At 72.4% G+C, this 25,474-nt stretch carries 21 protein-coding genes; 10 read left to right on the top strand and 11 right to left on the bottom strand.

Annotated elements, in window-relative coordinates; translation table 11 throughout:
• The first annotated feature begins 35 nt into the window (after positions 1–35).
• Positions 36–701, top strand: coding sequence for an SDR family NAD(P)-dependent oxidoreductase (locus ACFZDJ_RS12400; protein ID WP_390937185.1), 666 nt, complete (start codon positions 36–38; stop codon positions 699–701).
• Between the two features lie 84 nt (positions 702–785).
• On the top strand, positions 786–1,304 hold the full coding sequence (locus tag ACFZDJ_RS12405) for a MarR family transcriptional regulator (RefSeq protein ID WP_391058264.1): 519 nt from the start codon (positions 786–788) through the stop codon (positions 1,302–1,304).
• Between the two features lie 114 nt (positions 1,305–1,418).
• On the opposite strand, the gene ACFZDJ_RS12410 is transcribed toward ACFZDJ_RS12405, so the two are convergent.
• The 3 genes from ACFZDJ_RS12410 to ACFZDJ_RS12420 all read right to left on the bottom strand — a co-directional run bounded on the left by ACFZDJ_RS12410 (position 1,419) and on the right by ACFZDJ_RS12420 (position 4,540).
• Entirely contained in the window at positions 1,419–2,588 is a 1,170-nt protein-coding gene (locus ACFZDJ_RS12410; RefSeq protein ID WP_391058267.1) for an acyl-CoA dehydrogenase family protein, read from the bottom strand.
• Positions 2,589–2,590: 2 nt separating this feature from the next.
• On the bottom strand, positions 2,591–3,745 hold the full coding sequence (locus tag ACFZDJ_RS12415) for an acyl-CoA dehydrogenase family protein (RefSeq protein ID WP_391058271.1): 1,155 nt from the start codon (positions 3,743–3,745) through the stop codon (positions 2,591–2,593).
• A 114-nt stretch (positions 3,746–3,859) separates the two neighbouring features.
• Positions 3,860–4,540 carry a response regulator gene (locus ACFZDJ_RS12420; RefSeq protein ID WP_391058273.1) on the bottom strand — a complete coding sequence of 227 codons (681 nt, stop codon included), beginning with the start codon at positions 4,538–4,540 and terminating at the stop codon, positions 3,860–3,862.
• Positions 4,541–4,803: 263 nt separating this feature from the next.
• On the opposite strand from ACFZDJ_RS12420, the gene ACFZDJ_RS12425 reads away from it, so the two are divergent.
• Entirely contained in the window at positions 4,804–5,484 is a 681-nt protein-coding gene (locus tag ACFZDJ_RS12425; RefSeq protein ID WP_168506785.1) for a hypothetical protein, read from the top strand.
• Entirely contained in the window at positions 5,481–6,026 is a 546-nt protein-coding gene (locus ACFZDJ_RS12430) for a histidine phosphatase family protein (protein ID WP_168506783.1), read from the top strand. The genes ACFZDJ_RS12425 and ACFZDJ_RS12430 overlap by 4 nt, the downstream gene beginning before the upstream one ends.
• A 44-nt stretch (positions 6,027–6,070) precedes the next feature.
• Here ACFZDJ_RS12430 and ACFZDJ_RS12435 read toward each other — a convergent pair whose 3' ends face one another.
• Positions 6,071–8,062, bottom strand: coding sequence for an amino acid transporter (locus ACFZDJ_RS12435; protein WP_384907705.1), 1,992 nt, complete (start codon positions 8,060–8,062; stop codon positions 6,071–6,073).
• 673 nt (positions 8,063–8,735) lie between these two features.
• Here ACFZDJ_RS12435 and ACFZDJ_RS12440 point away from each other — a divergent pair.
• From ACFZDJ_RS12440 to ACFZDJ_RS12450, 3 genes are all read left to right on the top strand, one after another.
• Positions 8,736–9,362, top strand: a complete 627-nt coding sequence (locus ACFZDJ_RS12440; RefSeq protein ID WP_168506781.1) for a YigZ family protein — start codon at positions 8,736–8,738, stop codon at positions 9,360–9,362.
• Between the two features lie 69 nt (positions 9,363–9,431).
• Positions 9,432–10,595, top strand: coding sequence for an exonuclease SbcCD subunit D C-terminal domain-containing protein (locus ACFZDJ_RS12445; protein WP_390937197.1), 1,164 nt, complete (start codon positions 9,432–9,434; stop codon positions 10,593–10,595).
• A 94-nt stretch (positions 10,596–10,689) separates the two neighbouring features.
• Positions 10,690–13,692, top strand: a complete 3,003-nt coding sequence (locus ACFZDJ_RS12450; RefSeq protein ID WP_391058276.1) for an AAA family ATPase — start codon at positions 10,690–10,692, stop codon at positions 13,690–13,692.
• Positions 13,693–13,712: 20 nt separating this feature from the next.
• Here ACFZDJ_RS12450 and ACFZDJ_RS12455 read toward each other — a convergent pair whose 3' ends face one another.
• Complete coding sequence (locus tag ACFZDJ_RS12455) at positions 13,713–14,159, bottom strand: Lrp/AsnC family transcriptional regulator (protein WP_101408485.1); 447 nt, start codon at positions 14,157–14,159, stop codon at positions 13,713–13,715.
• A 162-nt stretch (positions 14,160–14,321) separates the two neighbouring features.
• Between ACFZDJ_RS12455 and ACFZDJ_RS12460 the strand changes: the two genes are divergently transcribed.
• On the top strand, positions 14,322–14,828 hold the full coding sequence (locus ACFZDJ_RS12460; RefSeq protein ID WP_390937202.1) for a rhodanese-like domain-containing protein: 507 nt from the start codon (positions 14,322–14,324) through the stop codon (positions 14,826–14,828).
• 6 nt (positions 14,829–14,834) lie between these two features.
• Here ACFZDJ_RS12460 and ACFZDJ_RS12465 read toward each other — a convergent pair whose 3' ends face one another.
• Positions 14,835–15,704 carry a LysR substrate-binding domain-containing protein gene (locus ACFZDJ_RS12465; RefSeq protein ID WP_391058278.1) on the bottom strand — a complete coding sequence of 290 codons (870 nt, stop codon included), beginning with the start codon at positions 15,702–15,704 and terminating at the stop codon, positions 14,835–14,837.
• Positions 15,705–15,852: 148 nt separating this feature from the next.
• Here ACFZDJ_RS12465 and ACFZDJ_RS12470 point away from each other — a divergent pair, with 148 nt between their 5' ends.
• On the top strand, positions 15,853–16,758 hold the full coding sequence (locus tag ACFZDJ_RS12470) for an MBL fold metallo-hydrolase (protein ID WP_391058281.1): 906 nt from the start codon (positions 15,853–15,855) through the stop codon (positions 16,756–16,758).
• A gap of 167 nt (positions 16,759–16,925) precedes the next feature.
• Here ACFZDJ_RS12470 and ACFZDJ_RS12475 read toward each other — a convergent pair whose 3' ends face one another.
• Positions 16,926–18,617: a DUF885 family protein gene (locus ACFZDJ_RS12475; protein ID WP_390937208.1), complete on the bottom strand. Its 1,692-nt coding sequence runs from the start codon at positions 18,615–18,617 to the stop codon at positions 16,926–16,928.
• A gap of 63 nt (positions 18,618–18,680) precedes the next feature.
• Positions 18,681–19,235 (bottom strand): AsnC family transcriptional regulator, encoded by a 555-nt coding sequence (locus ACFZDJ_RS12480; RefSeq protein ID WP_391058284.1) that lies wholly within the window; start codon positions 19,233–19,235, stop codon positions 18,681–18,683.
• On the opposite strand from ACFZDJ_RS12480, the gene ACFZDJ_RS12485 reads away from it, so the two are divergent.
• On the top strand, positions 19,197–20,528 hold the full coding sequence (locus tag ACFZDJ_RS12485; RefSeq protein WP_391058286.1) for a PLP-dependent transferase: 1,332 nt from the start codon (positions 19,197–19,199) through the stop codon (positions 20,526–20,528). The genes ACFZDJ_RS12480 and ACFZDJ_RS12485 overlap by 39 nt on opposite strands.
• 48 nt (positions 20,529–20,576) lie before the next feature.
• On the opposite strand, the gene ACFZDJ_RS12490 is transcribed toward ACFZDJ_RS12485, so the two are convergent.
• The 3 genes from ACFZDJ_RS12490 to ACFZDJ_RS12500 all read right to left on the bottom strand — a co-directional run bounded on the left by ACFZDJ_RS12490 (position 20,577) and on the right by ACFZDJ_RS12500 (position 25,410).
• On the bottom strand, positions 20,577–22,001 hold the full coding sequence (locus ACFZDJ_RS12490) for a GNAT family N-acetyltransferase (RefSeq protein WP_391058289.1): 1,425 nt from the start codon (positions 21,999–22,001) through the stop codon (positions 20,577–20,579).
• Between the two features lie 224 nt (positions 22,002–22,225).
• Positions 22,226–23,818 (bottom strand): alkaline phosphatase D family protein, encoded by a 1,593-nt coding sequence (locus tag ACFZDJ_RS12495; RefSeq protein ID WP_391058291.1) that lies wholly within the window; start codon positions 23,816–23,818, stop codon positions 22,226–22,228.
• A 191-nt stretch (positions 23,819–24,009) separates the two neighbouring features.
• Complete coding sequence (locus tag ACFZDJ_RS12500; RefSeq protein ID WP_390937218.1) at positions 24,010–25,410, bottom strand: aminotransferase class I/II-fold pyridoxal phosphate-dependent enzyme; 1,401 nt, start codon at positions 25,408–25,410, stop codon at positions 24,010–24,012.
• Positions 25,411–25,474 lie beyond the last annotated feature (64 nt).

A 25,474-nucleotide genomic window follows, 5' to 3' on the forward strand; every position in this document is an offset into this window, starting at 1 on the left:
TAGGCTGCCCTGCCCCCGAGGCCCCAAGGAAGACCATGACCACCATCGCCATCATCGGAGCCGGACCCGGCCTCGGAGTCGCCGTCGCACGGCGGTTCGGCCGCGAGGGGTTCGACGTCGCTCTCATCACCCGCACCACGGACCGGGCACAGGCGCTCTCCGCCGATCTGGCGGGCGAGGGCCTGACGGCGCGCGGTTTCGCGGCCGACGTACGCGACCCGAAGGCGCTCGAAGCGGCGCTGGACGCGGCGACCGCGACCCTGGGGCCCATCGAGGTCATGCAGTACAGCCCGGTCCCGCAGCGGGAGTTCATGCGGCCCGTCCTGGAAACCACCCCCGCCGACCTCGTGGGACCGATCGAGTTCTCGGTGTACGGCCCCGTCGCCGCCGTGCGCCAGGTGCTGCCCGGCATGCGCGCCCTCGGCCGCGGCACCATCGTCTTCGTCAACGGCGGCACCGCCGCGGTACCCCACCCCGACCGGGCCGGCACCTCCATCGCCTTCGCCGCCGAGAGCGCCTACGGACACCTGTTGCACGGCGCCCTCGCCGACGAGGGCATCCACGTCGCACAACTCGTCATCCCTGGCGCGATCAGCCCCGGACACCCCAGGAAGGACCCCGCCGCGCTCGCGGAGACCATCTGGAACATCCACCGGGACCAGCACGGCTACCGGCACTTCGCCGACGACCTCGACTCCTGACGGGCGGTGCCCGAGCAGCCCTCTGGACCCCTCGGCCTCACTCGATATTGCTTAACTTATGCAAGTAGACGTTAAGGTCGTCCCATGTCGACACCGCCGCCCACAGCAGCCGATCCCGCGTTGACGGACGTGGCCGAGATCGAGCGTGCGCTCACCCGTATCTCGTATCTGACCAGCAGGGTTCGTCAGCATGAGCGCCTCATGGCGCTGGCCGGGCTGGCCCTGGACCGGGCCGCCGTCGCGCTGTTGCGGCAGGTCGCCGACTCGGGCTCGCTGCGGCCCAGTGAGCTGGCGAACCTGCTGTCCGTAGAGGCGTCCCACGTGACCCGGCAGGTTCAGCAGCTGGAGAAGACCGGCTGTCTGACGCGTGTCCCGGACCCGAACGACCGCCGGGCCCAGCGCATCGAGCTCACGCCGGCCGGCCGGGACGCGGTCGACCGCGTGCGGGAGGCGAGCTGCCGAGGGATGTCGGTCGCGCTGGCGGAGTGGTCGCCGGGAGACCTTGAGCAGCTCGCCACGCTGTGCCATCGGCTGGCCGACGACTTCTTCGATCACGCCGAGGACGAGATCGACCTGGCGCCCCAGGTCCGTGACAAGGCCTGACCGGTTGCGGGCTCCTGCGTCCGACTTGGCGGCGCCGAGGCCCGGTTGAGCCTCGGCGCCGCCGGTCGGGAATGCCGGCCGTACGACGTTCCCGCCCCGCAGGACCCCGTACCGTCAACGGTTCCTGGGCAGCCTGAGGTGGCGCTCCGCGATGATCTCCCGGAGGATCTCGCTGGTCCCGCCGTAGATGGTGCCGACCACCGCCGCCCGGAAGCCCCCCTCGAACCTGCCGCCCGCGGGCGCGCCGGCCGCCTCGGGGGCCAGTACGCCCTCGGCGCCCAGGATGTCGAGGATGTCGCTGGAGTGGCGCTGGGCGGCCTCCGTGGCGAACAGCTTCCACATCGACCCCTCGACACCGGGGAGGTCGCCCTTCTGGGCGCGCCATCGGTTGCGGAGGGCGAGCAGGCGTGTGACCTCCTCGTCGACCGCCATCCTGCCGATCCGCTCGGCGGCCAGGGGGTCGTCGAGGACCGTCGTCCCGTCGGGGCGTCGCGCGGTGCGTGCCCAGGCGGCCAGATCCTCGACCAGAGAACCGCCGTCCGAACCGGGGCTGGACGCGGAGCGTTCGTGGACCAGCGCCACGTGCATGACGCCCCACCCACCGTCGACCCCGCCGAGGCGCGCGGAATCCGGGACCCGCACGCCGGCGTAGAACGTGGCGTTGGTGCGCTGCCCGCCGAGCGTGTGGATCGGCTGGATGTCGTACCCGGCGCTGTCGGTCGGCACGAGGAACATCGACAGCCCCTTGTGCTTCGGAACGTCCGGATCGGTGCGGGCCAGCACGAACACATGGCTGCACAGCTGGGCGGTGCTGGTGAACATCTTCTGGCCGTTGATGACCCACTCGTCGCCGTCCCGGACCGCGGTGGTCTTCGCCGCGGCGACGTCCGAGCCGGAGTCCGGCTCGCTGTACCCCAGGGCGATCAGCCGCTCTCCGCGGAGCGCGGCCGGGATGTACTCGCGTTTCTGCTCCTCGGTTCCCACGTGCTCGATGGTGCGCAGCACCATGGAGGTCGTGGACCAGCCGTCGGAGGCGAGCCCCATGCGGCCGAGTTCGTCGAACACGGCCCGGGCGAAGCCGGGATCGACCTCGCTCCCGCCGTACTCGGGCGCCCAGTCGGCCGCGAGGATCCCGTCGCGCGCGAGCAGGGCATGCAGCTCGGCCGTCTGATGCGTGCCGGAGCGGCGCTGTTCCTCCACCCACTCCGGTCGCGCATGAGCCTCGACCCAGGCGCAGGCCGCCTCGCGGTGCGAGGCCAGTTCGTCGAATTCGCGGAAGTCCATCGTCAGCCCGCCCTCTCTGCCGGTGCCGGTGCCGGTGCCGGTGTCGGTGTCGGTGCCGCGCCGAAGACGCGGTGCGCGAGCCGCGCGTACGCCGCGCGGGAGTCGCCCGCGACGAGTGACCAGGCCTTCGCCCGTCGGAAGTAGAGCTGGATGTCGTACTCCAGCGTGTAGCCGTATCCGCCGTGGAAGTGCAGGACCTCCGACGTCGTCTTGAAGGCGGTCTCCGCGGCGAACAGGAAGGCCATGGTCGCCGAGGTGTCGGCCGTGGGCAGGTTCTCGTCCTGTGCCCAGGCCGCCTCGTAGGCCAGCAGGCGGGCGCCGTCGAGGGCGATCGCGTTGTCGGCCAGGCGGTGCTGGATGGTCTGGAACGTGCCGATGAGCACACCGAACGCCTTGCGTTGCATCACGTAGTCGACGCCGATGTCGAGGGCCTTCGAGCCGAGGCCGAAGAGCGCCGCGCCGGTCAGCAGTTCCCACCGGCTCAGGGCGCGGCGATAAGCGCGCACGGCGGCCGGCCCGCGCGCCAGCACCAGGGCGTCTTCCGTGTCGATGGGGCAGTCGGCGAGCGGAAGTGCCCCGAGATTGCGGACGGCCCCGCCCGGTGTGGCGGGGCCGCGGTCCGGCTGCCGGAGCAGGAGGAGTTCGTCACCCCGCAGGACGGCCACGAGATCGGCCACCGCGCCCGCCGGAACCAGCCGCGCGAGGTCGCCCGTCGCCGGGCGCAGGGCCAGGGTCGCCAGGAGCTCGCCCGCGACGGCGCGTGCGGTGAGGGACTGCAGGCGGGCGTCCGGCTCGCCGGACGACGGCGAGCCCGCGTCGGCCGAAGACGAGCCCCCGCCGGGCAGCGACGAACCTCTGTCGGACAGCGACGCGATGAGGTCGTTCGCCACCGCCGCCTCGATCAGGGGCACCGGGGCGAGGGACTGCCCGAGGCACTCCGCCGCGATGGCCAGTTCCACGAAACCGGCACCGCCGCCACCGAGGTGCTCGGGTACGGCGATCGCGGCGAACCCCAGGTCGACGACCTTCCGCCACAGCGCCGCGTCGAACCCGAGTGGCTCCGCCGCCCGTACGGCCGCGGTGGACGACTCCTTCTCGAAGAACGTGCGCAATGTGTCGCGAAGCGCCGTCTGGTCGTCCGTGAAGTCCAGGTCCACGAGTCGTGCCCCCTAGTGAGTGGCATAAGTCACATTCTCCGATTCTGGCATATGGCATTCTCACCCACGACGGGGCGCTGTGGCCAGGGGGTCGACGCGCGGGCGGGGGCTCGCTCACTTCGGGGGCCGCGAGACCTGTACGAGGCCGCACTGGTAGGCGATGACGACCAGTTGGGCGCGGTCCCGGGCGTGGAGTTTGGTCATGGCGCGGTGCACATGGGTGCGGATGGTCAGCGGGCTGACGACGAGTTCCTGGGCGATCTCGTCGTTGGACTTTCCCTCGGCCGCCAGCGCGGTCACCTCTCGCTCGCGGGCGGTGAGAGCCGCCAGTTGTCCGGGAAACGCCGGCTGGGCGCTGGGTGCGGGGGAGGCGAGGAAGCGGGTGACCAGGGTGTGCGTGGCCCGGGGGGAGAGGAGCGCGTCGCCCGCTGCCACCGTGCGGATGCCGCTCAGGAGTTCGTCCGCGGTGACGTCCTTGCCGAGGAAGCCACTGGCTCCGGCGCGCAGGGACCGGGCCACGTCCTCGTCGGTCTCGAACGTCGTGAGGATGAGGACGCGGGTGGTGGAGAGGTCGGGGTCGGCGCAGATGGCGGCGGTGGCGGTGAGGCCGTCGGCGCCCGGCATACGGATGTCCATGAGGACGACGTCGGGGCGGTGGGTACGCGCGAGCGAGACCGCTGCCCGGCCGTCGGCGGCCTCGTCGACCACTTCCATGTCGGAGCAGGAGTCGATCAGGATGCGGAACGTCGCCCGCAGCAGGGCTTGGTCGTCGGCGAGCAGGACACGGATGGTCATGGGGGTGAGGTCCTCTTCCGGGCCAAAGGAGCGTGAGGAGGGGAGATCTCCGAGGTCGACGGGCCGTTCTCCGTCGGGATCAACCCTCCCGTCCCCCGGCCGCGCCCACGAGAGAGTGATCTCCCGAACCTCTGGTGCAGTGGGCTACACCACCGGGGTGGAACCACTCACACCTCATACGGAGGGACAGCCGGGGAAGCCCGCGTGTCCGGAATCGGTCCGACCTCCCTGCGCCCGGGCTCGCGCCCGCCTACGCTCGCTCCGTGCTGCGTATCACCGACGCCCGAACGGGCGAGCCCATCGACGCCGTCCCTGCCCGCCGGAGCCTGACCCGCGTCGAGGCGCACGTGGAGCGGGACGATCTGTCCGCACTGCGCGTGCTGCTGGTCGCCGACGTGCTCGCCAGGACCCTGGAACTCGGTGGGACTCCCGTCGTCACCGTGGCCGACCCGCCCGCGGAGCTCCGGGCGCGCGCCGACGCGCTCGGCATCCGCCGGGCCGAGGGCGACCGGAGCGGTGCGGGCCCGGCCCTGCATGTGCTCGCGCCCGGCGCCACCGCCGTGGAGGGCATCCGCATCGAGGTCGCCCCGGTGCACGGCACGGCCGACCCGGCGCTGCTGAGGATGGTCCTGCTCGCGGCCCCGCGCCGACAGCCCGTCGACTTCGCCACCGCCGACCTGGACGGCGCCCGGGAGACGCTCGCGCGCTGGCGCAAGTCCGTCGCCACCTGGGCCACCCGGCCGTCCAAGCCCGTCCCCGAGCGCGTACGCCAGGAACTGCGCGCCGCGTGGGAGGACGACCTCGACGTACCCGCCGTACTGGAGGTGCTGCGGCGTGTCGAGCACGCGGACGACGTGCCGGACGGCGCCCGCTTCGAGACGTACGCCTACGCGGACCGTCTCCTGGGGCTCGAACTCACCCGTGACATCGGGGCGCAGCGGTGATCGCACGCGCCGGAGCGGGCCCGCTGCGCCGACTCGTCGTCCTGCGGCACGCCAAGTCGGCATGGCCGACGGGCGTCGCCGACCACGAGCGGCCCCTCGCCCCGCGCGGCCGCCGCGACGCCCCGGCCGCCGGACGCGCCCTCGCCGAGTCGGACTGTCTGCCGGACCTCGCCCTGTGCTCCACCGCCGTACGCGCCCGCCAGACCTGGGAGTTGGCGGCGCGGCAGTGGGGCACCCCGCCGCCCGTACGGTTCGACCGGCGGCTGTACGGCGCCGAGGTACCGGAGTTGCTGGCGGTCCTGCACGAAGTCCCCGACCGGATCGGGACGTTGCTGCTGATCGGACACAACCCCGGCCTGGAGGAACTCGTGCTCGAACTGGCCGGGGACAGCCTCGACGACGCGCTGGACGACGTACGGACGAAGTTCCCGACCTCCGCGACAGCGGTCCTCGCCTGGCACGGAGACTCCTGGGACGCGCTCGCCCCGGGCACGGCGCTGTTGACGGGCATGACCGTGCCGCGGGGCAAGAAGAAGGACTGACGGGGCGGGAGGGAAGGCAGCGGGACCGGCGGGCCGGAGGAGGGCTAGCCCACGTGGATCCGGGGCCTGCGTTCGGGGTCCGGTTCGGCGCGCCGCAGCACTTCGCGGGTGACCGGGGCGACCTCGCCGTCACCGAAGACGAGGAAGCGGACCAGGTGGCTGAGGGGGTTGCCCTCGGTCCAGTTGAAGTAGGCGTGCGGGACCTGGCCGGTGCGGTCGCGCAGTCGCATCATGACGGCCGCGATGGTGTTGGGCACGGTCGCGCCCTCGACGCGCAGCCTGCGCACCCCGTGCTTCTCGTCGCCGTGCACGGTCAGGTCGGCGGTGAAGTCCGAGGAGTCGGTCACGAACACCTCCAGGAACAGCACGGGACGGCCGTCCGGGATGTGCGTCTGCTCGCGCTGGCTGTACTCCTTGGCGCGGTACTCCCGGGTGCTGTGTTCGTGCGGCTCGTTCGCGATCAGCCGCAGCGGTCCGCTCGCCGCGGCCTCGTCGATGAAACGGGCCGCGGCCTCGTCGAACGTGACCTCGGCGGCGCGCAGTTCGAAGGCGCGGCGCACCCGGGAGGCGAACGAGGTGATCAGGATCGCCAGGATGAAGATCAGCGCGATCTTGATGCCGTCGGGGCGTTCGATGACGTTGGTGACCAGGGTGTAGCCGAAGACCGCGGTGATCGCGCCGAAGCCGATCGCGGCGGCGCGGTGGCCCCGCTGGTGCACGGCGACCGCCGAGGCGAAGGAGGCGGAGAGCATCAGGACCAGCACACCGGTCGCGTACGCGCCGCTCTGGTCGTCGACGTTCGCGTTGAACCACAGCGTGATGAGGACCGCGGCCGCCATGAAGACGAGCACGAGGGGGCGGACGGCGCGCGTCCACTCGGGGGCCATGCCGTAGCGCGGCAGATAGCGCGGCACGAGGTTGAGGAGACCGGCGAGCGCGGAGGCACCCGCGAACCAGAGGATCGCGATGGTCGAGAGGTCGTAGACCGTGCCGAACGCCTCGCCCAGGTGCTGGTGGGCCAGGTAGGCGAGGGCACGGCCGTTCGCCGAGCCGCCGCTCTTGAACTCGTCCTGCGGGATCAGGATCGTCGTCGCCAGGCTGGACAGCAGCAGGAAGCCGCTCATGATCACGGCGGCCGTGGTGAGCAGCCTGCGGGTCTCGCGGATCCGGCCCGTCGGCTTCTCGTACGTGTCCGTCGGGTCGCCCTCGACCTGAGGCATCACCGCCACGCCCGTCTCGAAGCCGGACATGCCGAGCGCCAGCTTCGGGAAGACGAGGAGCGCCACGCCGATCATGGCGAGCGGCGAGGAGTGTTCGGCCGTCATCGCGTCGGTCCAGTCGCCGATCTTGACCGGGTGGCTGAGCACCTGCCAGGCGGAGACGGCCAGAACGACGACATTGAGGGTGAGGTAGGTGGCCACGAGCGCCACCGCGATCCCGATGGCCTCCTTGAAGCCCTTCAGGAAGACCGCGCCCAGCGCGGCTATGAGAAGGAGGGTGATCCAGGTGTTCCCGCCGTGCATCCAGTGCGGAGCAAAAGGATTCTCCACGACGTGTGCGGAGGCGTCCGCTCCGGACAGGGTGATCGTGATCAGGAAGTCGGTGGCCGCGAAGCCGAGCAGCACCAGGACGAAGATCTTCCCGGCCCACCAGGGCAGCAGCCGCTCCAGCATCGCGATCGAACCCTCGCCGTGCGGGCTCTCCTTGGCGACGCGACGGTAGACCGGCAGTGCGCCGAGCAGGGTGAGCGCGATCAGGACGAGGGTCGCGAGAGGGGAGAGCAGTCCGGCGGCGAGGGCCGCGATGCCCGGCTGGTAGCCGAGCGTGGAGAAGTAGTCGACGCCGGTGAGGCACATCACCCGCCACCATTTGTGGCCCCGGTGCTCGGCGTCCGGGGTGGCGTGCGGGCCGGGGTGCTTGGCCGACTGCTCGCTGAGTCCCTCCAAAAGCCACGCCCGCCAGCGCGGCGCGGCTGCGGAGGGCTCCCGTTCGAGGGGCTCCGCGGAGTCCGAACTGTCCACCTGGGTGCCGGTCATGCTGCGATCTCCCTGCGATCGGTCGGGCCGGCGATCCGGCTTCGGGCAACGAGGAGCGAGTATCCACCACCTCGCCCCGCGCACCTGCGCCGGGTCCGGACGTCCGGAGGGGCCCCGCCGGGACCGGGGCGGTGACAGGGGGCGGCCGGGGGGCGACATGGGTTGGCCGGGGGGCGACACGGGTTGGCCGAGGGGCGACACGGGTTGGCCGAGGGGGCATGGGTTGGCCGCGAGGCGACCCGGGCCTGTCGTGCTGTCGCCGGGGCGATGACGTGGGGCTCGGGGGCGCCTCGACGGGGGTCCTTGGGCTCCCGGGACGTGGTGCCCCCGCCGGAGGCGATCATCGGCGGACCCGCCGCCGCGGTCGGGCGCGGTGCGCGGCGGAGTCGGTGGCCGTGAGGTCGGCCCGTCCTTGCCGGGGGGCGCCCATCGGGCGATCTCAGGTCCGCCGGGCGCGCGGCCGCCGAGGCCGCACTTGCCGGGATGGGCCGCGCCGGCACGGCCCGCGCCGCGGCCGCGCCGCGCGCGGTCGAACGCGCCGCGACCGCCGCGCGGACGATCCGCGCCCCTCTCGCCGCGCGCACGAGACCCCTGGGTCGCGCCGCACGCGCGTGTGCGGCGCGACCCGGGTCCGCCGTGCCGGACCCGCGCGGGAAGCGCATACGCTGGCGTGATGCAGGACGAGTACCGCACAGTGGCCCGCGCGGGCGTGCACGAGACCGAGGTCAACCGCTCCCGCTTCCTGTGCGCCCTCGCCCCGGCGGCCACCGAGCAGGAGGCCCAGGCGTTCATCGCGGGCGTCCGCAAGGAGCACGCCGACGCCACGCACAACTGCTACGCGTACGTCATCGGAGCCGACGCCGCCGTCCAGAAGGCGAGCGACGACGGCGAACCCGGCGGCACCGCGGGCGTGCCCATGCTCCAGATGCTGCTGCGCCGCGACATGCGGTACGTCGTCGCCGTCGTCACCCGCTACTACGGCGGGGTCAAGCTCGGCGCGGGCGGACTGATCAGGGCGTACGGCGGCTCGGTGGGCGAGGCACTGGACACCCTCGGCACACTCACGCGCAAACGCTTCCGGCTGGCCACGGTCACGGTCGACCACCAGCGCGCCGGCAAGATACAGAACGACCTGCGGTCCACCGGGCGCGAGGTCCGTGACGTCCGGTACGGCGAGGCCGTCACGATCGAGATCGGGCTGCCGGACACCGACGTCGAGCCCTTCCGGGCGTGGCTCGCCGACGCGACGGCCGGGACGGCCGGGTTCGAACTGGGTGGAGAGGCGTACGGGGACGCATAGGCGGGCAGCGCGGACCGATACGGGAGTAGCCGCCCGTGATGTCCGACCCGCCCGTTAGTCTCGGGGATCATGAGGATTCTGCACACGTCCGACTGGCATCTCGGCCGGGCCTTCCACCGGGTGAACATGCTCGATGCCCAGTCCGGGTTCATCGGTCACCTGGTCGCGACCGTGCGTGAGCGCGACGTGGACGCGGTGGTCGTGTCGGGGGACGTGTACGACCGGGCGGTGCCGCCGCTGGCCGCCGTCGAGCTCTTCGACGACGCGCTGCACCGGCTCGCCGACCTCGGGGTGCCCACGGTGATGATCTCCGGGAACCACGACTCGGCGCGTCGGCTCGGTGTCGGCGCCGGGCTCATCGGCCGCGCGGGGATCCATCTGCGGACCGAGCCCTCCGCGTGCGGCACGCCCGTCCTCCTCCCCGACGCCCACGGCGACGTGGCCTTCTACGGACTGCCGTATCTCGAACCGGCCCTGGTCAAGGCCGAGTTCGGGGTCGAGAAGGCGGGGCACGAGGCCGTCCTCGCCGCCGCCATGGACCGGGTCCGCGCCGACCTCGCCACGCGCTTGGAGGGCACCCGTTCCGTCGTCCTCGCCCACGCCTTCGTCACCGGCGGGGCGGCCAGCGACAGCGAGCGGGACATCACCGTCGGCGGGGTGGCCGCCGTACCCGCCGGGGTCTTCGACGGCGTCGACTACACCGCACTGGGCCATCTGCACGGCAGCCAGACCATCACCGAGCGCGTGCGCTACTCCGGCTCCCCGCTGCCGTACTCCTTCTCGGAGGTCGACCACCGCAAGAGCATGTGGCTGGTGGACCTGGGGCCGGAGGGTTTCGTGGGTGCGCAGCGGGTCGACTGTCCCGTTCCCCGGAAGCTCGCCCGTGTCCGGGGGCACCTGGAAGACCTGCTCGCCGATCCGCGGCTGGCGCGCCACGAGGAGGCGTGGGTCGAGGCGACCCTCACCGACCCGGTGCGCCCCGCCGAGCCCATGGCCCGGCTGACCGAGCGCTTCCCGCACACGCTCAGCCTCGTCTTCGAACCGGAGCGGGCCCCCGAGGACCCGGACGTCTCCTACGCCCGGCGGCTCGCGGGCCGCAGCGAGCAGGAGATCGCGGAGGACTTCGTGGCCCATGTGCGCGGCGCGGGCCCTGACGCCGACGAACAGGCCGTATTGAGGGACGCGTTCGACGCCGTCCGCGCCGACGAGGCCGTCCGGGAGGTCGCCCGATGACCCCACGTACGCGCGACACGCACGACAGGCACGACACGCACGACAGGCACGACAGGCACGACATGCACGACGCGCAGGACCCGAAGGAGGCCCGATGAGGCTGCACCGCCTGGACATCACGGCCTTCGGGCCGTTCGGCGGCACCCAGAGCGTCGACTTCGACGAGCTGTCGGCCGCCGGGCTCTTCCTGCTGCACGGGCCGACGGGCGCGGGCAAGACGTCCGTCCTCGACGCCGTCTGCTACGCGCTGTACGGGGCGGTCCCGGGCGCCCGCCAGAGCGGCCAGGGCCTGACCCTGCGCAGCGACCACGCGGCACCCGCGACGCGCACCGAGATCACCCTCGAACTCACCGTCGCCGGACGCCGGTTGGAGGTCACCCGGCAGCCGCCCTGGGCCCGCCCCAAGAAGCGCGGCACGGGCACGACCACCGAGAAGGCGCAGAGCTGGCTGCGCGAGTACGAGGCGTCGGCGGACACCTGGAAGGACCTCAGCCGCTCCCACCAGGAGATCGGCGAGGAGATCACCCAACTGCTCGGCATGAGCCGCGAGCAGTTCTGCCAGGTCGTGCTGCTGCCCCAGGGCGACTTCGCCCGCTTCCTGCGGGCCGACGCCGAGGCCCGCGGCAAGCTGCTCGGCCGGCTCTTCGACACCCACCGCTTCGCCGAGGTCGAGAAGCGGCTCGCCGAGCGGCGCCGGGCCGCGGAGGCCGAAGTGCGGGAGGGCGACACCGCGTTGCTCGCCGACGCGCACCGCATGCAGCAGGCCGCCGGCGACATCGTCGAGGTGCCGCCGCCCGATCTCGCGCCCGGTGAGCCCGGACTCGCCGAGGCCGTCCTCACCTGGGCCGCCGTGGCCCGCAGCACGGCCCGCGAGCGGCTCACCCTGGCGGACACCGCGGGTGCGGCCGCCGAGTCCGCGCAGGCCGCCGCCGGCCGCGTACTCGACGACGTACGCGAAGTGGCCCGGCTGCAGCGCAGGTTCACCGAGGCGCGGGAGCGCGCCGCGCGGCTGGCGGAGCGTGCCGACGCCCATCAGGAGGCACAGGCGCGGATGGAGCGGGCGCGCAAGGCGGAGACGGTGGCCCCCGCGCTCCATCTGCGCGACGACGCCGAGGCCGAGCACCGCAGCGCGTCCACGGACGAGGCACGCGCGCGTCTCGCCCTGCCGGACACCTACGCCGGAGCCGGTGCGCCCGGGCTCGCGGCGGCGGCGCGCAAGGCGGCCGAGGAGCTCGGCGGACTGGAGTCGGCCCGCAGGGCGGAGCGCCGGCTCGGCGAGCTCACCGAGGAGCGCGTCTCCCTGGACCGCCAGGAGCGCGAGGACGAGGACGTCCGGCAGGACGCCGAGAGCTGGCTCGCCACCTGGGAGGCGACCCGCGCGGAGCTCCAGGCGCGCATCGAGTCCGCGCAGGAGGCCACCACGCGCGCGGAGCAGCTCGCCGAGCGGCGTGATCCCGCCCAGGCGCGGCTCAGGGCGGCCCGGCAGCGCGACCAGTTCGCCCGGGACACGGACGCCGCCCACGCCAGGGCCCTCGCCGCCCGTGAACGCGCGACGGACGCCCGGGTCCACTGGCTCGATCTGAAGGAACAGCGTCTTCAGGGCATCGCCGCGGAACTCGCCGCCGGCCTTGTCGACGGCGAGCCCTGCGCCGTGTGCGGCAGCTCCGCACACCCCGCACCCGCGCGCAAGGACGCCGGACACGTCGACCGGGAGGCCGAGGAGCGGGCCCTCGCCGTGTACCAGCGCGCCGACGAACAGGCCACCGAGGACGAACGCCGGCTCGGCGTCGTACGCGAGGCGCTGGCGGCCGCCACCGCCGAGGCGGGCGACGTACCGACCGCCCAACTCGCCGGGCAGGCCGAAGAGTTGGAGCTGCAGTACGCCGAGACGCGGGCTGCGGGATCCGGGCTGCACGCCGCGCGGGAGCGGCTCGCGCAGGCCGGACTCGAGCACGAGCGGCGGGTCGCGGCCCAGCAGCAGGCCGCACTGCGCGCCGCCGCCCGGGTCTCCCACCGCGACCGGAACGACCGCGAAAGGGCCTTTCTGGAGGAGGAGTTGGCGCAGGCCCGGGGCGCCGCCGACAGTGTTGCCGCGCGCGCCGCGCAGCTGGAGCGGCAGGCCGCTCTGCTCACGGAGGCCGCGGAGGCCGTGCGTGCGGCCGAGGACACCGCGCAGCGTCTCAAGGACGCCGACGCGCGCCTGTCCGACGCGGCCTTCCGCGCCGGGTTCGACACCCCCCAGGCCGCGGCCGCCGCGCTCCTCGACGACGCGGCCCACCGGGACCTCCAACGACGCCTAGACGCCTGGCAGTTGGAGGACAGCGCGGTGCGTGCCGTGCTCGCCGAGGCCGACACGGCCGCCGCCGCCGAGCGACCGGCCGCCGACCTGGCCGTCGCCGAACGGGCCGCCGAGTCCGCCGCCCGGCGGCTGCGGGAGACCGCCTCCGCCCGGGACGAGGCCGCCCGACGCTGCACGGAACTGGACCGGCTGTCCACGCGCGCGAGCACGTCCGTGCGCCGGCTCGCGCCACTGCGTGAGGAGTTCGACCGGGTGGCACGCCTGGCCGGGCTGGCCGCGGGCACCTCGGCGGAGAACGAGCGCAAGATGCGCCTGGAGTCGTACGTCCTCGCCGCCCGCCTGGAACAGGTGGCCGCCGCCGCGACCGTACGACTGCAGCGCATGTCCTCCGGGCGCTACACCCTCGTCCACTCCGACGACCGCGCGGGCCGTGGCCGCAGCGGGCTCGGACTGCACGTCGTGGACGCCTGGACCGGCCGGGAGCGTGACACGGCGACGCTCTCCGGGGGCGAGACGTTCTTCGCCTCGCTCGCGCTGGCCCTCGGTCTCGCGGACGTCGTCACGGACGAGGCCGGCGGGGTGCGGCTGGACACGCTCTTCATCGACGAGGGCTTCGGCAGCCTCGACGACCAGACCCTGGACGAGGTCCTCGACGTGCTCGACTCCCTGCGGGAGCGCGACCGCAGCGTGGGCATCGTCAGCCATGTCGCCGACCTGCGGCGCCGTATTCACGCCCAGTTGGAGGTCGTGAAGGGCAGAACGGGATCGGTCGTACGGCAGCGGGGCGTCCAGGACTGAGCCGAAGGATCGCCGGGGGATCAGTGACCCAGGGGGCGCCGGGGGAGCGGTGAGGAGTACACGACACTCGTGGTCACCGAACCCAGGGTGCCGATCCGGCCGGAGATCTTCTCCAGGTGGTTCATCGAGCGCGCCGCGACCTTGATGACGAAGCAGTCGTCGCCCGTGACGTGGTGCGCCTCCAGGATCTCGGGCGTCGCCTCGACGAGGTCGTGGAACGGCTTGTAGTTGCCGTTCGGATAGCGCAGCCGGACGAAGGCCAGGATCGGCAGACCGAGGCTCTCCGGGTCGACGACAGCCGCGTACCCCTGGATGACGCCCGCCTCCTCCAGGCGGCGCACCCGCTCGGTGACCGCGCTCGCGGACATCGAGACGGCACGGGCCAGCTCCGCGAAGCTGGCCCTGCCCTCGCGCTGGAGGACATCGAGGATGTGCCAGTCGGTGGCGTCCGGGGAATAGGCGGTCATGAGCGATGGATAGCAGGGAAAACCCCGGCCGATCAAGAGCGATGCCGTGGATCGCCACTTCAGGAAGAGGATCACCGGCCGTAGATTTCTGGTCAGGAAGTCCCCGTGGGGCCGGTGCGGCGAAGGTGCCGGTCCGGCGGGGCAGGGAGGGAAGGCCAGACCATGACTGTGACCGTCGACACCACTGTGAGCAGCACCGCGACCAGGACGAACCCCGTACTGCGCGTCGCCCCGGCGTCCCCGGCCGCGGCCGTCGCCCACTTCGGCGCGAGCCTCGCCTTCCACGCCGATGTCTCCGATGTCGCCTCCGTGCTGGCGGCAGGCGGCGACCCCGGCTTCGTGGTCCTCGACTCCCGCTCCACCGCGTCCTGGGACCAGGGGCACGTGCCCGGTGCGATCCACCTGCCCACCGCGCTGATCCCCGAGCAGGCCGAGCAGCTCCTCGACAGGTCGGTGCCCGTCGTCACCTATTGCTGGGGACCCGGCTGCAACGGCGCGACCCGTGCCGCTCTCGCTCTCGCCGAACTCGGCTTCCAGGTCAAGGAGATGCTCGGCGGCTTCGAGTACTGGGTGCGCGAAGGCTTCGCGTACGAGACCTGGGAGGGAGACGAGCGGCGCGCGGCGGACCCGCTGACGGCTCCGGTGGACGCGGCGGACTGTGGCTGCTGACCGCTCCTAGGAGCGTGTGAGGGCCGTCGCGAGGCTCACGAACGAGCGGATGAGCGGGGTGGTGTGGGCGCTGTTCCATGCGATGACCAGGTCGCTGGGCGGCGCATCCGCCAAGGGGATCACCGTGAGCCCCTCGGGCAGCGTCTGGGAGTGGGCGAGGGGCATCAGTCCGACGGTGTCGTTCCACAGGACGGACTGGAGGCATTCGTGGGCGGTGCGGATGACGGGACCGTCACGGCGCCCGTCGGCGCCGGGCGGCCCCGTCCAGAAGGCCTGCCACACCGGGTCCGTGCCCTCCGGAAACCGGAACCAGCGGCGGTCGGCGAGTTCGTCCAGGCGCAGCCGGTCGCGGTCGGCCAGCGGGTCGTCGGCGCGCAGGACCACACCGACCGGGTCCGACCGCAGCACGCGGGTGGTGATGCCGGTGTCGTCGAACGGCGCCCGCGTCAGGGCCACGTCGACGAGGCCGGCCCGCAGTCCGATGGTCGGGTCGGTCAGGTCGGCCTCGCGGATGCGGATGCGCACGGCGGGGTGTTGGTGCCGGTAGGCAACGGCCAGTCGGGTGCCGACCTGCTCGGCGCTGTCGGCGAGGGTGCCGATGGTCAGGGTGGCCGTGCCGGCCGCGGCGGCCACCCGGGCCCGGGCCTGGTCGGCCCGCGCCAGCAGGGTGCGCGCCTCGTCGTGGAGCAGGGCCCCGGCGGGGGTGAGGGTGACGCCCGTGGGTGAGCGGCGCAGCAGTTCGCAGCCGAGGTCGGTCTCCAGCTGCTTGACGGCCCGGCTCAGCGGGGGCTGGGTCATGTGCAGTCGGGCGGCGGCGCGGCCGAAGTGGAGTTCTTCGGCGACCGCCACGAAGTAGCGCAGGGTCCGCAGCTCCATCACCGCTCCATCGCTCTCCCGAGACGCTCTTGCGAACTCTCTCAACTGCGACGATACCCGTGCGGTATCGGGGCTGCGAGATCGGTGTTGGACGCCCCCGGACGTCCCGCGCTGGACTGGTGGCTCAGCGCAACACCGAGGAGTCGCAGTGTCTGAGGAAGCGGTGACGACGGATCCCGTCGTTCACGTCGAGGGTGTTCAGGAGCTGGCCCGTGACCTGGTGGTCATCCCCGACCGGCGCGTGCAGCTCGTGCCCAACATCGGCGTCATCGGCGGCCACAGTTCCGTGCTCGTCGTCGAGACAGGCATGGGCCCGCGCAACGCCGAAAGGGTGCTGGAGTTCGCGGCCGACTACGCCGAGGGACGTCGGATCTACCTGACGACGACGCATTTTCACCCCGAGCACGCCTTCGGGGCGCAGGTCTTCGCCGGGGAGGCGACGTTCCTGCTCAACCGGGACCAGGCCGAGGAACTGAAGGTGAAGGGGCCAGGTTACCTGGAGATGTTCAAGGGGCTCGGCAAGCCGGTCGAGCGCCGGCTCCAGGGCGTCGAACTGGCGCGGCCCGATGTCGTCTACGACCGGGCGTACGACCTGGACCTGGGCGGGCGGGTGGTGCAGTTGCGGGCCACCGGCCGGGCCCACAGCAGGGGCGACCAGGTGGTCAGGGTGCCGGACGCGGACGTCCTGTTCACGGGGGACCTCGTGGAAGCCGGGCAGTTCGCCATCTTCCCCTGGTTCCCGCCGCACGACACCGACGTGTCCGGAACCCGCTGGATCGCGGTGATGGAGAAGCTTGCGGCGGAGGCTCCCCGGATCGTGGTGCCCGGCCACGGCGAGGTCGGCGGTGCGCGGCTGCTGGCCGACGTGCGCGACTACCTCCGTCTGCTGCGGGACGAGACATGGGCCCGCCGCGACTCCGCCGTGGACGAGCGGACGATCGTCGAGGAGATCTCGGCGCTCATGATCGAACGGCACCCGGAGTGGGTCGGCCAGGAGTGGATTGAGAAGGGCGTCGGCTGCCTGTGCTCCGAACATGCCGAGCACGCCCGGTGATTCCGGCACTCCCGTACGTGGTACCCCCGTACGTGGTACCCCCGTACTTGGTACCCCCGTACTTGGTACCCCCGTACTTGGTACTCCGCGTGCTTGATACGCGGAGTACTTGATACGCGGCGGCCGGGCCCGTTCGTCGCCGTGAGCCCGGCCGCCGTCGGTGTCCGTCAGAGCCGGGACAGTTCGTCCACCAGGTCGTCCAGGCCCAGCGAACCCTGCGACAGGGCCGCCATGTGCCAGGCCTTGGCGTCGAAGGCGGCGCCGTGCCGCTTCTTCGCGTTCTCGCGGCCCAGCAGCCAGGCCCGCTCACCGAGCTTGTAGCCGATGGCCTGTCCCGGGATGGAGAGGTAGCGGGTGAGCTCGCTCTCCACGAAGTCCGCCGGACGGCTGCTGTGCGCGCCGAAGAACTCCTGTGCCAGCTCCGGGGTCCAGTGCTCGCCCGGGTGGAAGGGGGAGTCCGCCGGAATCTCCAGCTCCAGGTGCATGCCGATGTCGACGATGACCCGGGCCGCGCGCATCATCTGCGCGTCCAGATAGCCGAGCCGCTGCTCCGCGTCCTCCAGGAAGCCCAGCTCGTCCATCAGCCGCTCCGCGTACAGCGCCCAGCCCTCGGCGTTGGCGCTGACGAGACCGACGGTGGCCTGGTAGCGCGAGAGGTCGTCGACCACGTACACCCACTGGGCGAGCTGGAGGTGATGGCCGGGGACGCCCTCGTGATACCAGGTCGAGACGAGGTCGTACACGGGAAAGCGGGTCTGCCCCATGGTGGGCAGCCAGGTGCGGCCGGGCCGCGAGAAGTCCGCGGACGGCGCGGTGTAGTACGGGGCCGCCGCGCCGCCGGGCGGCGCGATGCGCGACTCCACCTTCCGTACCGGCTCGGCGAGTTCGAAGTGGGTGCCGTCCAGCGCGTCGATCGCCCGGTCCATCACTCCCTGGAGCCACGTCTGGACCTCGTCGACGCCCTCGATGTGCCTGCCGTGCTCGTCGAGGTGCGCGAGCGCCACCCAGGGGGTCTTGGCGCCGGGCAGGATCTTCTCGGCCTCGGACTTCATCTCCGCGAGGAGCCGGTGGTACTCGGACCAGCCGTACGCGTACGCCTCGCCGAGGTCGAGATCCGTACCGTTGAAGTAGCGTGCCCAGCGCGCGTACCGCTCGCGGCCCACCGTGTTCGGCGCGCCCTCGATCGTGGGCGCGTAGACGTCACGCATCCAGTCGCGCAGCTCCACCAGGGCCTGTGTGGCCGTCCGGGCGGCCGTGTCCAGCTCGTCCCGCAGGGCGTCGGGACCCGCGGACACGAAGTCCTCGAACCAGCCACGGCCCTGCCCGTCCGGGTCCGACCACTCGGTGAGCTGCTCGATGAAGGTCGCGGTGGGGCGCGGGCCCGCGTACAGCTTGCGCTCCAGGCCCAGAGCGAGGGACTCGCGGTACCCCGTCAGCGCGGTCGGCACCGCGCGCAGCCGCTCGGCGATCGCGGCCCAGTCCTCGTCCGTCTCGGTCGGCGCGATGGTGAAGACCTGGCGCACGGAGTGTGCGGCCGTCTGCATGTTGCCGACGGCTCGCAGGCCCTCGTCGGCGTCGTGGACGGCCAGTTCGGCGGTGAGCCGCTCGCGCAGCAGCCGGGCGCAGCGGCGCTCGATGTCGCTGTCCGCGCCCGGCTGCCGCTCCGCCTCGTCGAGCCGGGCGAGCGTCGTCCGCGCCAGCTCCGCGACGGCCTCCTGCCCCGCGGGCGAGGTGTCGGGGAGCTTGTCGGCACTCTCCTTCACACCGAGGTAGGTACCGAGGACCGGATCGAGGGCGATGAGATCGTCGACGTACGCGTCGGCGACCTCGCGGGGCAGCGGGCTCTTCGTCTCTGACATGCCGACATCCTCATACGAGGACGGGTGCCGCGTCAGCCCGGTCGACCGGGCACGGGGCCGGCATCAGCCTGATTTTGCCGAGGCCGAGGCCGAGATCGAAGCCGAAGCCGAGGTCGGGGCCGAGACTGAGGCCGAGGTCGAGGGCGGGGCGGGCGGGAGCAGCGGGCCGCAGTCCCACTGCTGGAAGATCAACCGGGTCTCCACCCGGGCCACCTCGCGCCGGGACGTGAACTCGTCGAGGACCAGCCGTTGCAGGTCGGCCATGTCCGCGACGGCGACCAGGACGAGGTAGTCGTCGGGCCCGGTGAGGTGGAAGACGGTCCGGGATTCCGGCAGCGCCCTGATCCGCTCCACGAACGGCCCGACCAACTCGCGGCTGTGCGGTCTGACCTGCACGGACAGCAGGGCTTCCAGGCCCCGCCCGAGCTTCGCCGGATCGAGGCGCAGCTGATGGCCGAGAATCACCCCCGCACGGCGCAGCCGCGTCACCCGGTCCAGGCAGGTCGAGGGCGCGACTCCGACCTGCGCGGCGAGATCGCGGTACGTCGTCCGTGCGTCGTTCTGGAGCAGTCGCAGCAGATGAAGATCCACCGGATCGAGTACGACAGATTCGGCCATGGCCCGAACGTAACACGGAGTGTGCGACTGGAGCCCCGGCCGGTGTTCAGTCTGCTGTGCATGGAATCCGTGGTGCACGACGCATACGAAGCTCAGGACGACTCCTGCGACGCTCAGGGCGACTCCTACGACGGTCGGGACGACCTCTACGACGTTCAGGGCACCCGTGCCCTCGCGCCGCGTGCCCTCGCCACCGAGGCCGTGCACGCCGGGCGGGAGGACCTCGCCCGGCTGGGGCTGCACGCCGCGCCGATCGACCTGTCCACGACCTACCCCTCCTACGACAGCCGCGGCGAGGCCGCCCGCATCGACGCGTTCGCGGCCGACGGCGCCGAACCGGAGGGCCCGCCCGTCTACGGGCGTCTCGGCAACCCGACCGTCGCCCGTTTCGAGACCGCCCTCGCCCGCCTCGAAGGAACCGAGAGCGCGGTCGCCTTCGCGAGCGGCATGGCCGCGCTGAGCGCCGTACTGCTCGTGCGCAACGCGCTGGGCCTGCGCCATGTCGTCGCCGTACGGCCCCTGTACGGTTGCAGTGACCACCTGCTCACCGCCGGGCTGCTGGGCTCCGAGGTCACCTGGGTCGACCCGGCGGGCATCGCGGACGCCCTGCGCCCCGACACCGGTCTTGTCATGGTCGAGTCCCCGGCCAATCCGACGCTCGCCGAACTCGACCTGCGCGCCGTCGCGCACGCCTGCGGGTCCGTTCCGCTGCTCGCCGACAACACCTTCGCCACACCCGTGCTGCAACGCCCCGCCGGACAAGGGGCCCGCCTGGTCCTGCACAGCGCCACCAAGTACCTGGGCGGACACGGGGACGTCATGGCCGGAGTGGTGGCCTGCGACGAGGAGTTCGCCCGGGGGCTACGCCAAGTGCGGTTCGCCACCGGGGGTGTGCTGCATCCGCTGGCCGGATATCTGCTGCTGCGCGGCCTGTCGACCCTGCCCGTACGGGTCCGGGCCGCGTCCGCCAACGCCGCCGAACTCGCCGGCCGGCTCGCCGCCGATCCGCGCGTCGACCGCGTCCACTATCCGCGGATCGGCGGTGCCATGATCGCCTTCGAGGTCCACGGAGACCCGCACGAGGTCATCGCCGGGGTCCGTCTGATCACCCCGGCGGTGAGCCTCGGCAGTGTCGACAGCCTGATCCAGCATCCGGCGTCCATCAGCCACCGCATCGTGGCCCCCGACGACCGCCGTGAGGCGGGGGTCAGTGACCGGCTGCTGCGCCTGTCGGTGGGGCTGGAGGACGTGGACGACCTGTGGGCCGACCTGGACCATGCGTTGGGGCGGTGACCAGAGAGAGGCCCCGGGCAAGGTGCCCGGGGCCTTTTGGTGTCCGTCCTACTTCTTCTGCGCCTGCTTCTGCTCCTGGTCGTACGGCAGTCGGGAGGTCACCGGTGTGGCGTCCAGGCGGGCCGTGATGACGAGGGTGCCCTCCTCGATCTGGTAGTCGAGGGGGAGGTCCAGCCCGCGCATGGCGGCGACCATGCCGGTGTTGGAGGCCTGTGTGACGGCGTACACGCTCTCACAGCCCGCTTCGACGGCCATGGTCACGAGACGGCCGAGCAGTTCGGCGCCGATCCCGCGCCGCTGCCAGTCGTCCTCGACGAGCAGCGCGATCTCCGTCTCGTCGCCGTCCCACAGGAGATGGCCGAGCCCGACGACGCGTCCCGAAGCCGTCTGCACGGCGAGGGTGCGTCCGAAGCGCGGGCTGAGCAGGTGGTTCAGATAACGGTCCGCGTCACCGACCGGCCCGTGGTAGCGCATGCTCAACGTGCGCGGGGAGCAGCGCTCGTGCATCGCCTTCGCCGCGGCGACATCGGAGACGTCGGCGCGACGCACGGTGATCGCGGGGCCCTCCGGCAGTGTCAGCATGTCCTGGCTGAGCGGAATGCGCGGACCCAGCCGCGCGTCCAGCTCCACCAACGCCCGCGCCCGAGCGAACTCGGTCGGCGTGAACGGCAGATACGGCCGTTCCACCGTGATCACCCCACCCTCCGGTGCGCGCAACCGCATCACCGTGTCTTCCAGCACTCCTTCGACCGGCGCACCCTCTTGCGCCCGACCCGACCCGGGGGAGCGGGCCGGCAGCGAACGAATGGTGCACCGACCGAGCAACTGCCGGAGGGCGAGCGGAAGTTCCGCGGCGTCCAAAGCCGTGCGCGTGGCCAGCCCCAGGACGCGCGTCGGAGCGTCCACCAGGTCGTGGGCGTCGGCCCGCTCGATCCAGGTGCCGGTGCCGCCCGCCAGCGAGACGGCGCGGGTGATCTCGGACGCGGCCAGCTCGACGGGCGCGCGCAGCAGGAACTCGTCGACCGTGCCCTCGGCGAGCGGGTGCGTCTGCAGGCTCAGGATGTCGACCCGCTGGTGGGCCAGCGCCACGCACAGCGCGGCCAGCGAACCCGGCTCGTCCTTCACCGTCGTCCGCATCCGCCACAGGACGGTCGCTCCCGTGACGGCCTCCGGCCCCGCCGTGGCCTGGTCGGCCTGCCCGGCCTCTCGCCCCTCGGCGAGTGTCCGGGCACCGGTATCGCCCGCGGGCGGCGCGTGACCGTGGTGGCGTGCCCACCATGTGTGGAATCCGGCCGTGGCCACCAGGACCACGGACGAGATCACGAGCAGGGCCGGACCGTCGGGGCCGTGTCCGATCAGGTTGGCGACGGCGTCGGCGACCGCGACGGCCGTGAACAGCGCGGCGAGCTCGACCACGTCGCGTCGCCAGTGGTGGACGGGGCGTCCGTGCCTCGCCCGGGTCACATCAGACATGTCTGGAGTCATGCAACCACTGTGAAGGAGTGGTGTTGCGTGATCACGAACGGTCTGTGACTGATCGGTAAAGTGTCGTTCTATCCTTTTTGCGGTTCTTTTTGCGCTAGTTTTGCCTGTCTCGGATCACCTGGCTTACGTGCCTGGTCACGAGAGTGGCCGCGCACCGGGGGATGACTCCGGTGCGCGGCCCAGCCCTTCGAGGGTACGGGAGTTGGGCGCGGTTACTGACCCACACGCCCCGGCTGCAACACCTGTGTGAACAGCACCGTGCCGTCCAGGTCACGCAGCCGCACCGTCAGCTCCCCGCTGTCGCCGTCGATGTCGACCTCGCCGAAGAACTGGTATCCGTCCGCCGGCGAGACATTGGCGGTGGCGGGAGCCTTGACGAAGACCCGGTCGGGGCCGAAGGTGCCGTCCAGGGCGTTCGCCTGGAAGGCGCCCGCGTTGAGCGGTCCGGAGACGAACTCCCAGAACGGCTCGAAGTCCTTGAAAGCGGCCCGCGAGGGGTCGTAGTGCTGTGCCGAGGTGTGGTGGACGTCGGCCGTCAGCCACACGGTCCCGGTGATCCGCCGGTGCTTGATGAACCGCAGCAGCTCGGCGATCTGCAGCTCGCGGCCGAGCGGCGCGCCCGGGTCGCCCTGGGCGACGGCCTCGATGTTCGGCTTGCCCTCGACCGGGTCGGGCACGACCAGACCGAGCGGCATGTCGGCGGCGATGACCTTCCACACCGCGCGCGACGCGGCCAGCTCGCGCTTGAGCCACTCCAGCTGCTCGCGGCCGAGGATGCCCTGCGGGTCGGTGGTCTGGTCGTCGGGCGAGTTGGCGTTCCGGTAGGTCCGCATGTCCAGGACGAACACGTCCAGGAGCGGTCCGTGGTGGACGGTCCGGTAGATCCGTCCGTCCGGGCGTCCGCCGAGGGTGGAGATCGGGAAGTACTCCGAGAACGCCCGCCGGGCACGGGCGGCCAGGTCGTCGAGTTCCGTGCCGGCCGGGTAGGGGGTGCCGGATCCGATGACCTCGCCCGGGTACCAGTTGTTGCGGACCTCGTGGTCGTCCCACTGGATGATGTTCGGAACCCGGGCGTTGAACCGGCGCAGCGCCGAGTCCAGCAGGTTGTAGCGGAAGTTGCCCCGGTAGTCGGCCAGGGTGACCGCGACGTGCGACTTCTCCTCGGTGGTGATGCTCCGGTACACGCTGCCGTCCGGAAGCGGCGCCGTGGCGGAGATCGGGCCGTCGGCGTAGATGTTGTCGCCGCTGCACAGGAAGAAGTCCGGGTCCACCTTCGCCATGGCGTCGAAGATCCGGTAGCCGCCGATGGACTCGTTGATGCCCCAGCCCTGTCCGGCCAGGTCACCGGACCAGACGAACCGGACGTCGTGGCGCCGCTTCGCGGGCGCGGTGCGGAAAGTGCCGGTCACCGGCTCGCCCGTACGCCGCGGGTCGTCGGGGTCGGCCAGCAGCACGCGGTAGTGGATCTGCTCGCCGGAGGGCAGTCCGCGCAGCCGCGTGGTACCGGTGAAGTCCGCGCCGAGCAGCGGACCGTGCCATCTGTGGGGGTTGCGGAACGACTCGGTCGCGGACGTCTCGACGATCATCCGGGCGGGGCGGTCCGAGCGGACCCACACCAGGCCGGAGTGCGCGCTCACGTCTCCGGCCTGGACGCCCCACCCCGCCTCGGGCCGCCCGGACAGCGCGAACGCCGGGGCCGAGCCGAGTGCGGTGGGCAGGGCCAGGGCCGCGGAAGCGGCGAGGGAGCCGCGCAGGACGCCGCGGCGACCGGGGAGCGGGAGAGGGCTGTGCGGACGGTGTGACATGAATGCGCCTCCAGGGACGGAGTCGACGGAGTCGGGCAATGTGCCCAGCCACAACTACTGGTGCGCCGCAGCGCACACGGAAACCACAAGTGAACAACTGACCCCGCCGACAAGGGCACCGGCGTCCGCCTCGGACCGCGCACGTCCCACGGATGCCCCGGCCTGCCCACGCACACGGCCGCCCCCAGCGGTCAGGCGCGCACCGCCTGTGCCATCAGGCGTACGCCGTCGCGGATCCGCGCGGGGGACTGGTGTGCGTAGCCCAGCACCAGCCGTACGCCGGCACGCTCGACCGCCCGCCCGTAGTCCGCCAGCGGACGCACGGCCACCCCCGCCGCCCCGGTTCGCTCCAGGAAGTACTCCGGCGGCCCGTACCGCTCGGGCAGCGCGGCGATGACGTGCAGACCCGCCGCGATCCCGGACACCTCGGTACCGGGAAAGTGCTCCTCCAGGGCGGATACGAGAGTGTCGCGCCGTTCCCGGTAGGCGCGCTGGCAGCGGCGCAGCTGCCGGTCGTAGTCGCCCCGTTCCACGAAGCGGGCCAGGAGCGCCTGGTCCACGACGGGGTTCCCCAGATCCATGGTGCGCTTGCGCTCGACGACCTCCTCGGCGAGCGCCGCCGGTACGAGCAGCCAGCCGAGCCGCAGCCCGGGCGCGAGCGACTTGCTGACCGAGCCCGTGTAGGCGACGCGCTCGGGATCGAGCCCTTGAAGCGCCCCCACAGGAGCGCGGTCGTAGCGGAAGTCCCCGTCGTAGTCGTCCTCGACCACCAGGCCGTCCACCGAGCGCGCCCAGTCCAGGAGTTCCGTGCGCCGCCGCGCCGAGTAGGCGATCCCCGAGGGGAACTGGTGGGCGGGCGTCGTCACCACCGCCCGTACGCCCGACTCCTTCAGCGGACCGGTGGCCAGCCCTTCGCCGTCGAGCGGCAGCGGTACGGCGTCGATGCCGGCCGAGGCGTAGAGAGTGCCGTGCTCCGGGCTTCCCGGGTCCTCGACGCCGATCGCGCGCACCCCGCGCGCGTGGAGCACGAATCCGAGCAGGGTCGTCGCCTGCGCGACCCCGGAGACCACGATGACGCGCTCGGGGTCCGCGACCACGCCGCGGCGCCGTGCGAGCAGTTCGGCGAGGGCGGTGCGCAGCCGGGGCAGACCGCGCGGATCCGGGTAGCCGAGCGCGTGGTGGGGCAGTTCGGCGAGGACCCCGCGCTGGGCGGCCGCCCAGGCGGCGCGCGGGAACAGGGACAGGTCCGGTGTCCCGGGAAGGAAGTCGGCGCGGGCCCCGGCGGGGCGCGGCGCGAGGTCACGCGCGCGCGGGTGGGCCGCCCGTGCGGCGCCGCCGACCCAGGTCCCCGCGCCCCGGTCGCTGCGCAGATACCCCTCGGCGGTCAACTGTTCGTACGCCTCCGTGACCAGCCCCCGCGACACCCCGAGATCGGCGGCGAGCTCGCGGCTGGACGGCAGCCGGGTGCCGGGCGCGAGCCGCCCCGTGCGGACCGCCTCGCGCAGCGCGGCCTGCAAAGCGCGCCCACGCGCGCGTGCCGGTGCCGAAGCGGCCGGCACAAGCAGCTCCCAGGCGGCCCCCGACGGTGTCATGTGGTCCCCGATGGCGTCATGAAAGTGGACCTTAAACCGGACCGCGGCCCTTCGTAGCGTCACC

This window comes from Streptomyces sp. NPDC007896 (assembly GCF_042959425.1).
Classification (GTDB): domain Bacteria; phylum Actinomycetota; class Actinomycetes; order Streptomycetales; family Streptomycetaceae; genus Streptomyces.

Coding starts and splice junctions, on each gene's coding strand:
- ACFZDJ_RS12400 (WP_390937185.1), top strand. CDS start 36: ATGACCACCATCGCCATCATCGGAGCCGGACCCGGCCTCGGAGTCGCC.
- ACFZDJ_RS12405 (WP_391058264.1), top strand. CDS start 786: ATGTCGACACCGCCGCCCACAGCAGCCGATCCCGCGTTGACGGACGTG.
- ACFZDJ_RS12410 (WP_391058267.1), bottom strand. CDS start 2,588: ATGGACTTCCGCGAATTCGACGAACTGGCCTCGCACCGCGAGGCGGCC.
- ACFZDJ_RS12420 (WP_391058273.1), bottom strand. CDS start 4,540: ATGACCATCCGTGTCCTGCTCGCCGACGACCAAGCCCTGCTGCGGGCG.
- ACFZDJ_RS12435 (WP_384907705.1), bottom strand. CDS start 8,062: ATGACCGGCACCCAGGTGGACAGTTCGGACTCCGCGGAGCCCCTCGAA.
- ACFZDJ_RS12440 (WP_168506781.1), top strand. CDS start 8,736: ATGCAGGACGAGTACCGCACAGTGGCCCGCGCGGGCGTGCACGAGACC.
- ACFZDJ_RS12445 (WP_390937197.1), top strand. CDS start 9,432: ATGAGGATTCTGCACACGTCCGACTGGCATCTCGGCCGGGCCTTCCAC.
- ACFZDJ_RS12450 (WP_391058276.1), top strand. CDS start 10,690: ATGAGGCTGCACCGCCTGGACATCACGGCCTTCGGGCCGTTCGGCGGC.
- ACFZDJ_RS12455 (WP_101408485.1), bottom strand. CDS start 14,159: ATGACCGCCTATTCCCCGGACGCCACCGACTGGCACATCCTCGATGTC.
- ACFZDJ_RS12460 (WP_390937202.1), top strand. CDS start 14,322: ATGACTGTGACCGTCGACACCACTGTGAGCAGCACCGCGACCAGGACG.
- ACFZDJ_RS12465 (WP_391058278.1), bottom strand. CDS start 15,704: ATGGAGCTGCGGACCCTGCGCTACTTCGTGGCGGTCGCCGAAGAACTC.
- ACFZDJ_RS12475 (WP_390937208.1), bottom strand. CDS start 18,617: ATGTCAGAGACGAAGAGCCCGCTGCCCCGCGAGGTCGCCGACGCGTAC.
- ACFZDJ_RS12485 (WP_391058286.1), top strand. CDS start 19,197: ATGAAGATCCACCGGATCGAGTACGACAGATTCGGCCATGGCCCGAAC.
- ACFZDJ_RS12480 (WP_391058284.1), bottom strand. CDS start 19,235: ATGGCCGAATCTGTCGTACTCGATCCGGTGGATCTTCATCTGCTGCGA.
- ACFZDJ_RS12490 (WP_391058289.1), bottom strand. CDS start 22,001: ATGTCTGATGTGACCCGGGCGAGGCACGGACGCCCCGTCCACCACTGG.
- ACFZDJ_RS12495 (WP_391058291.1), bottom strand. CDS start 23,818: ATGTCACACCGTCCGCACAGCCCTCTCCCGCTCCCCGGTCGCCGCGGC.
- ACFZDJ_RS12500 (WP_390937218.1), bottom strand. CDS start 25,410: ATGACACCGTCGGGGGCCGCCTGGGAGCTGCTTGTGCCGGCCGCTTCG.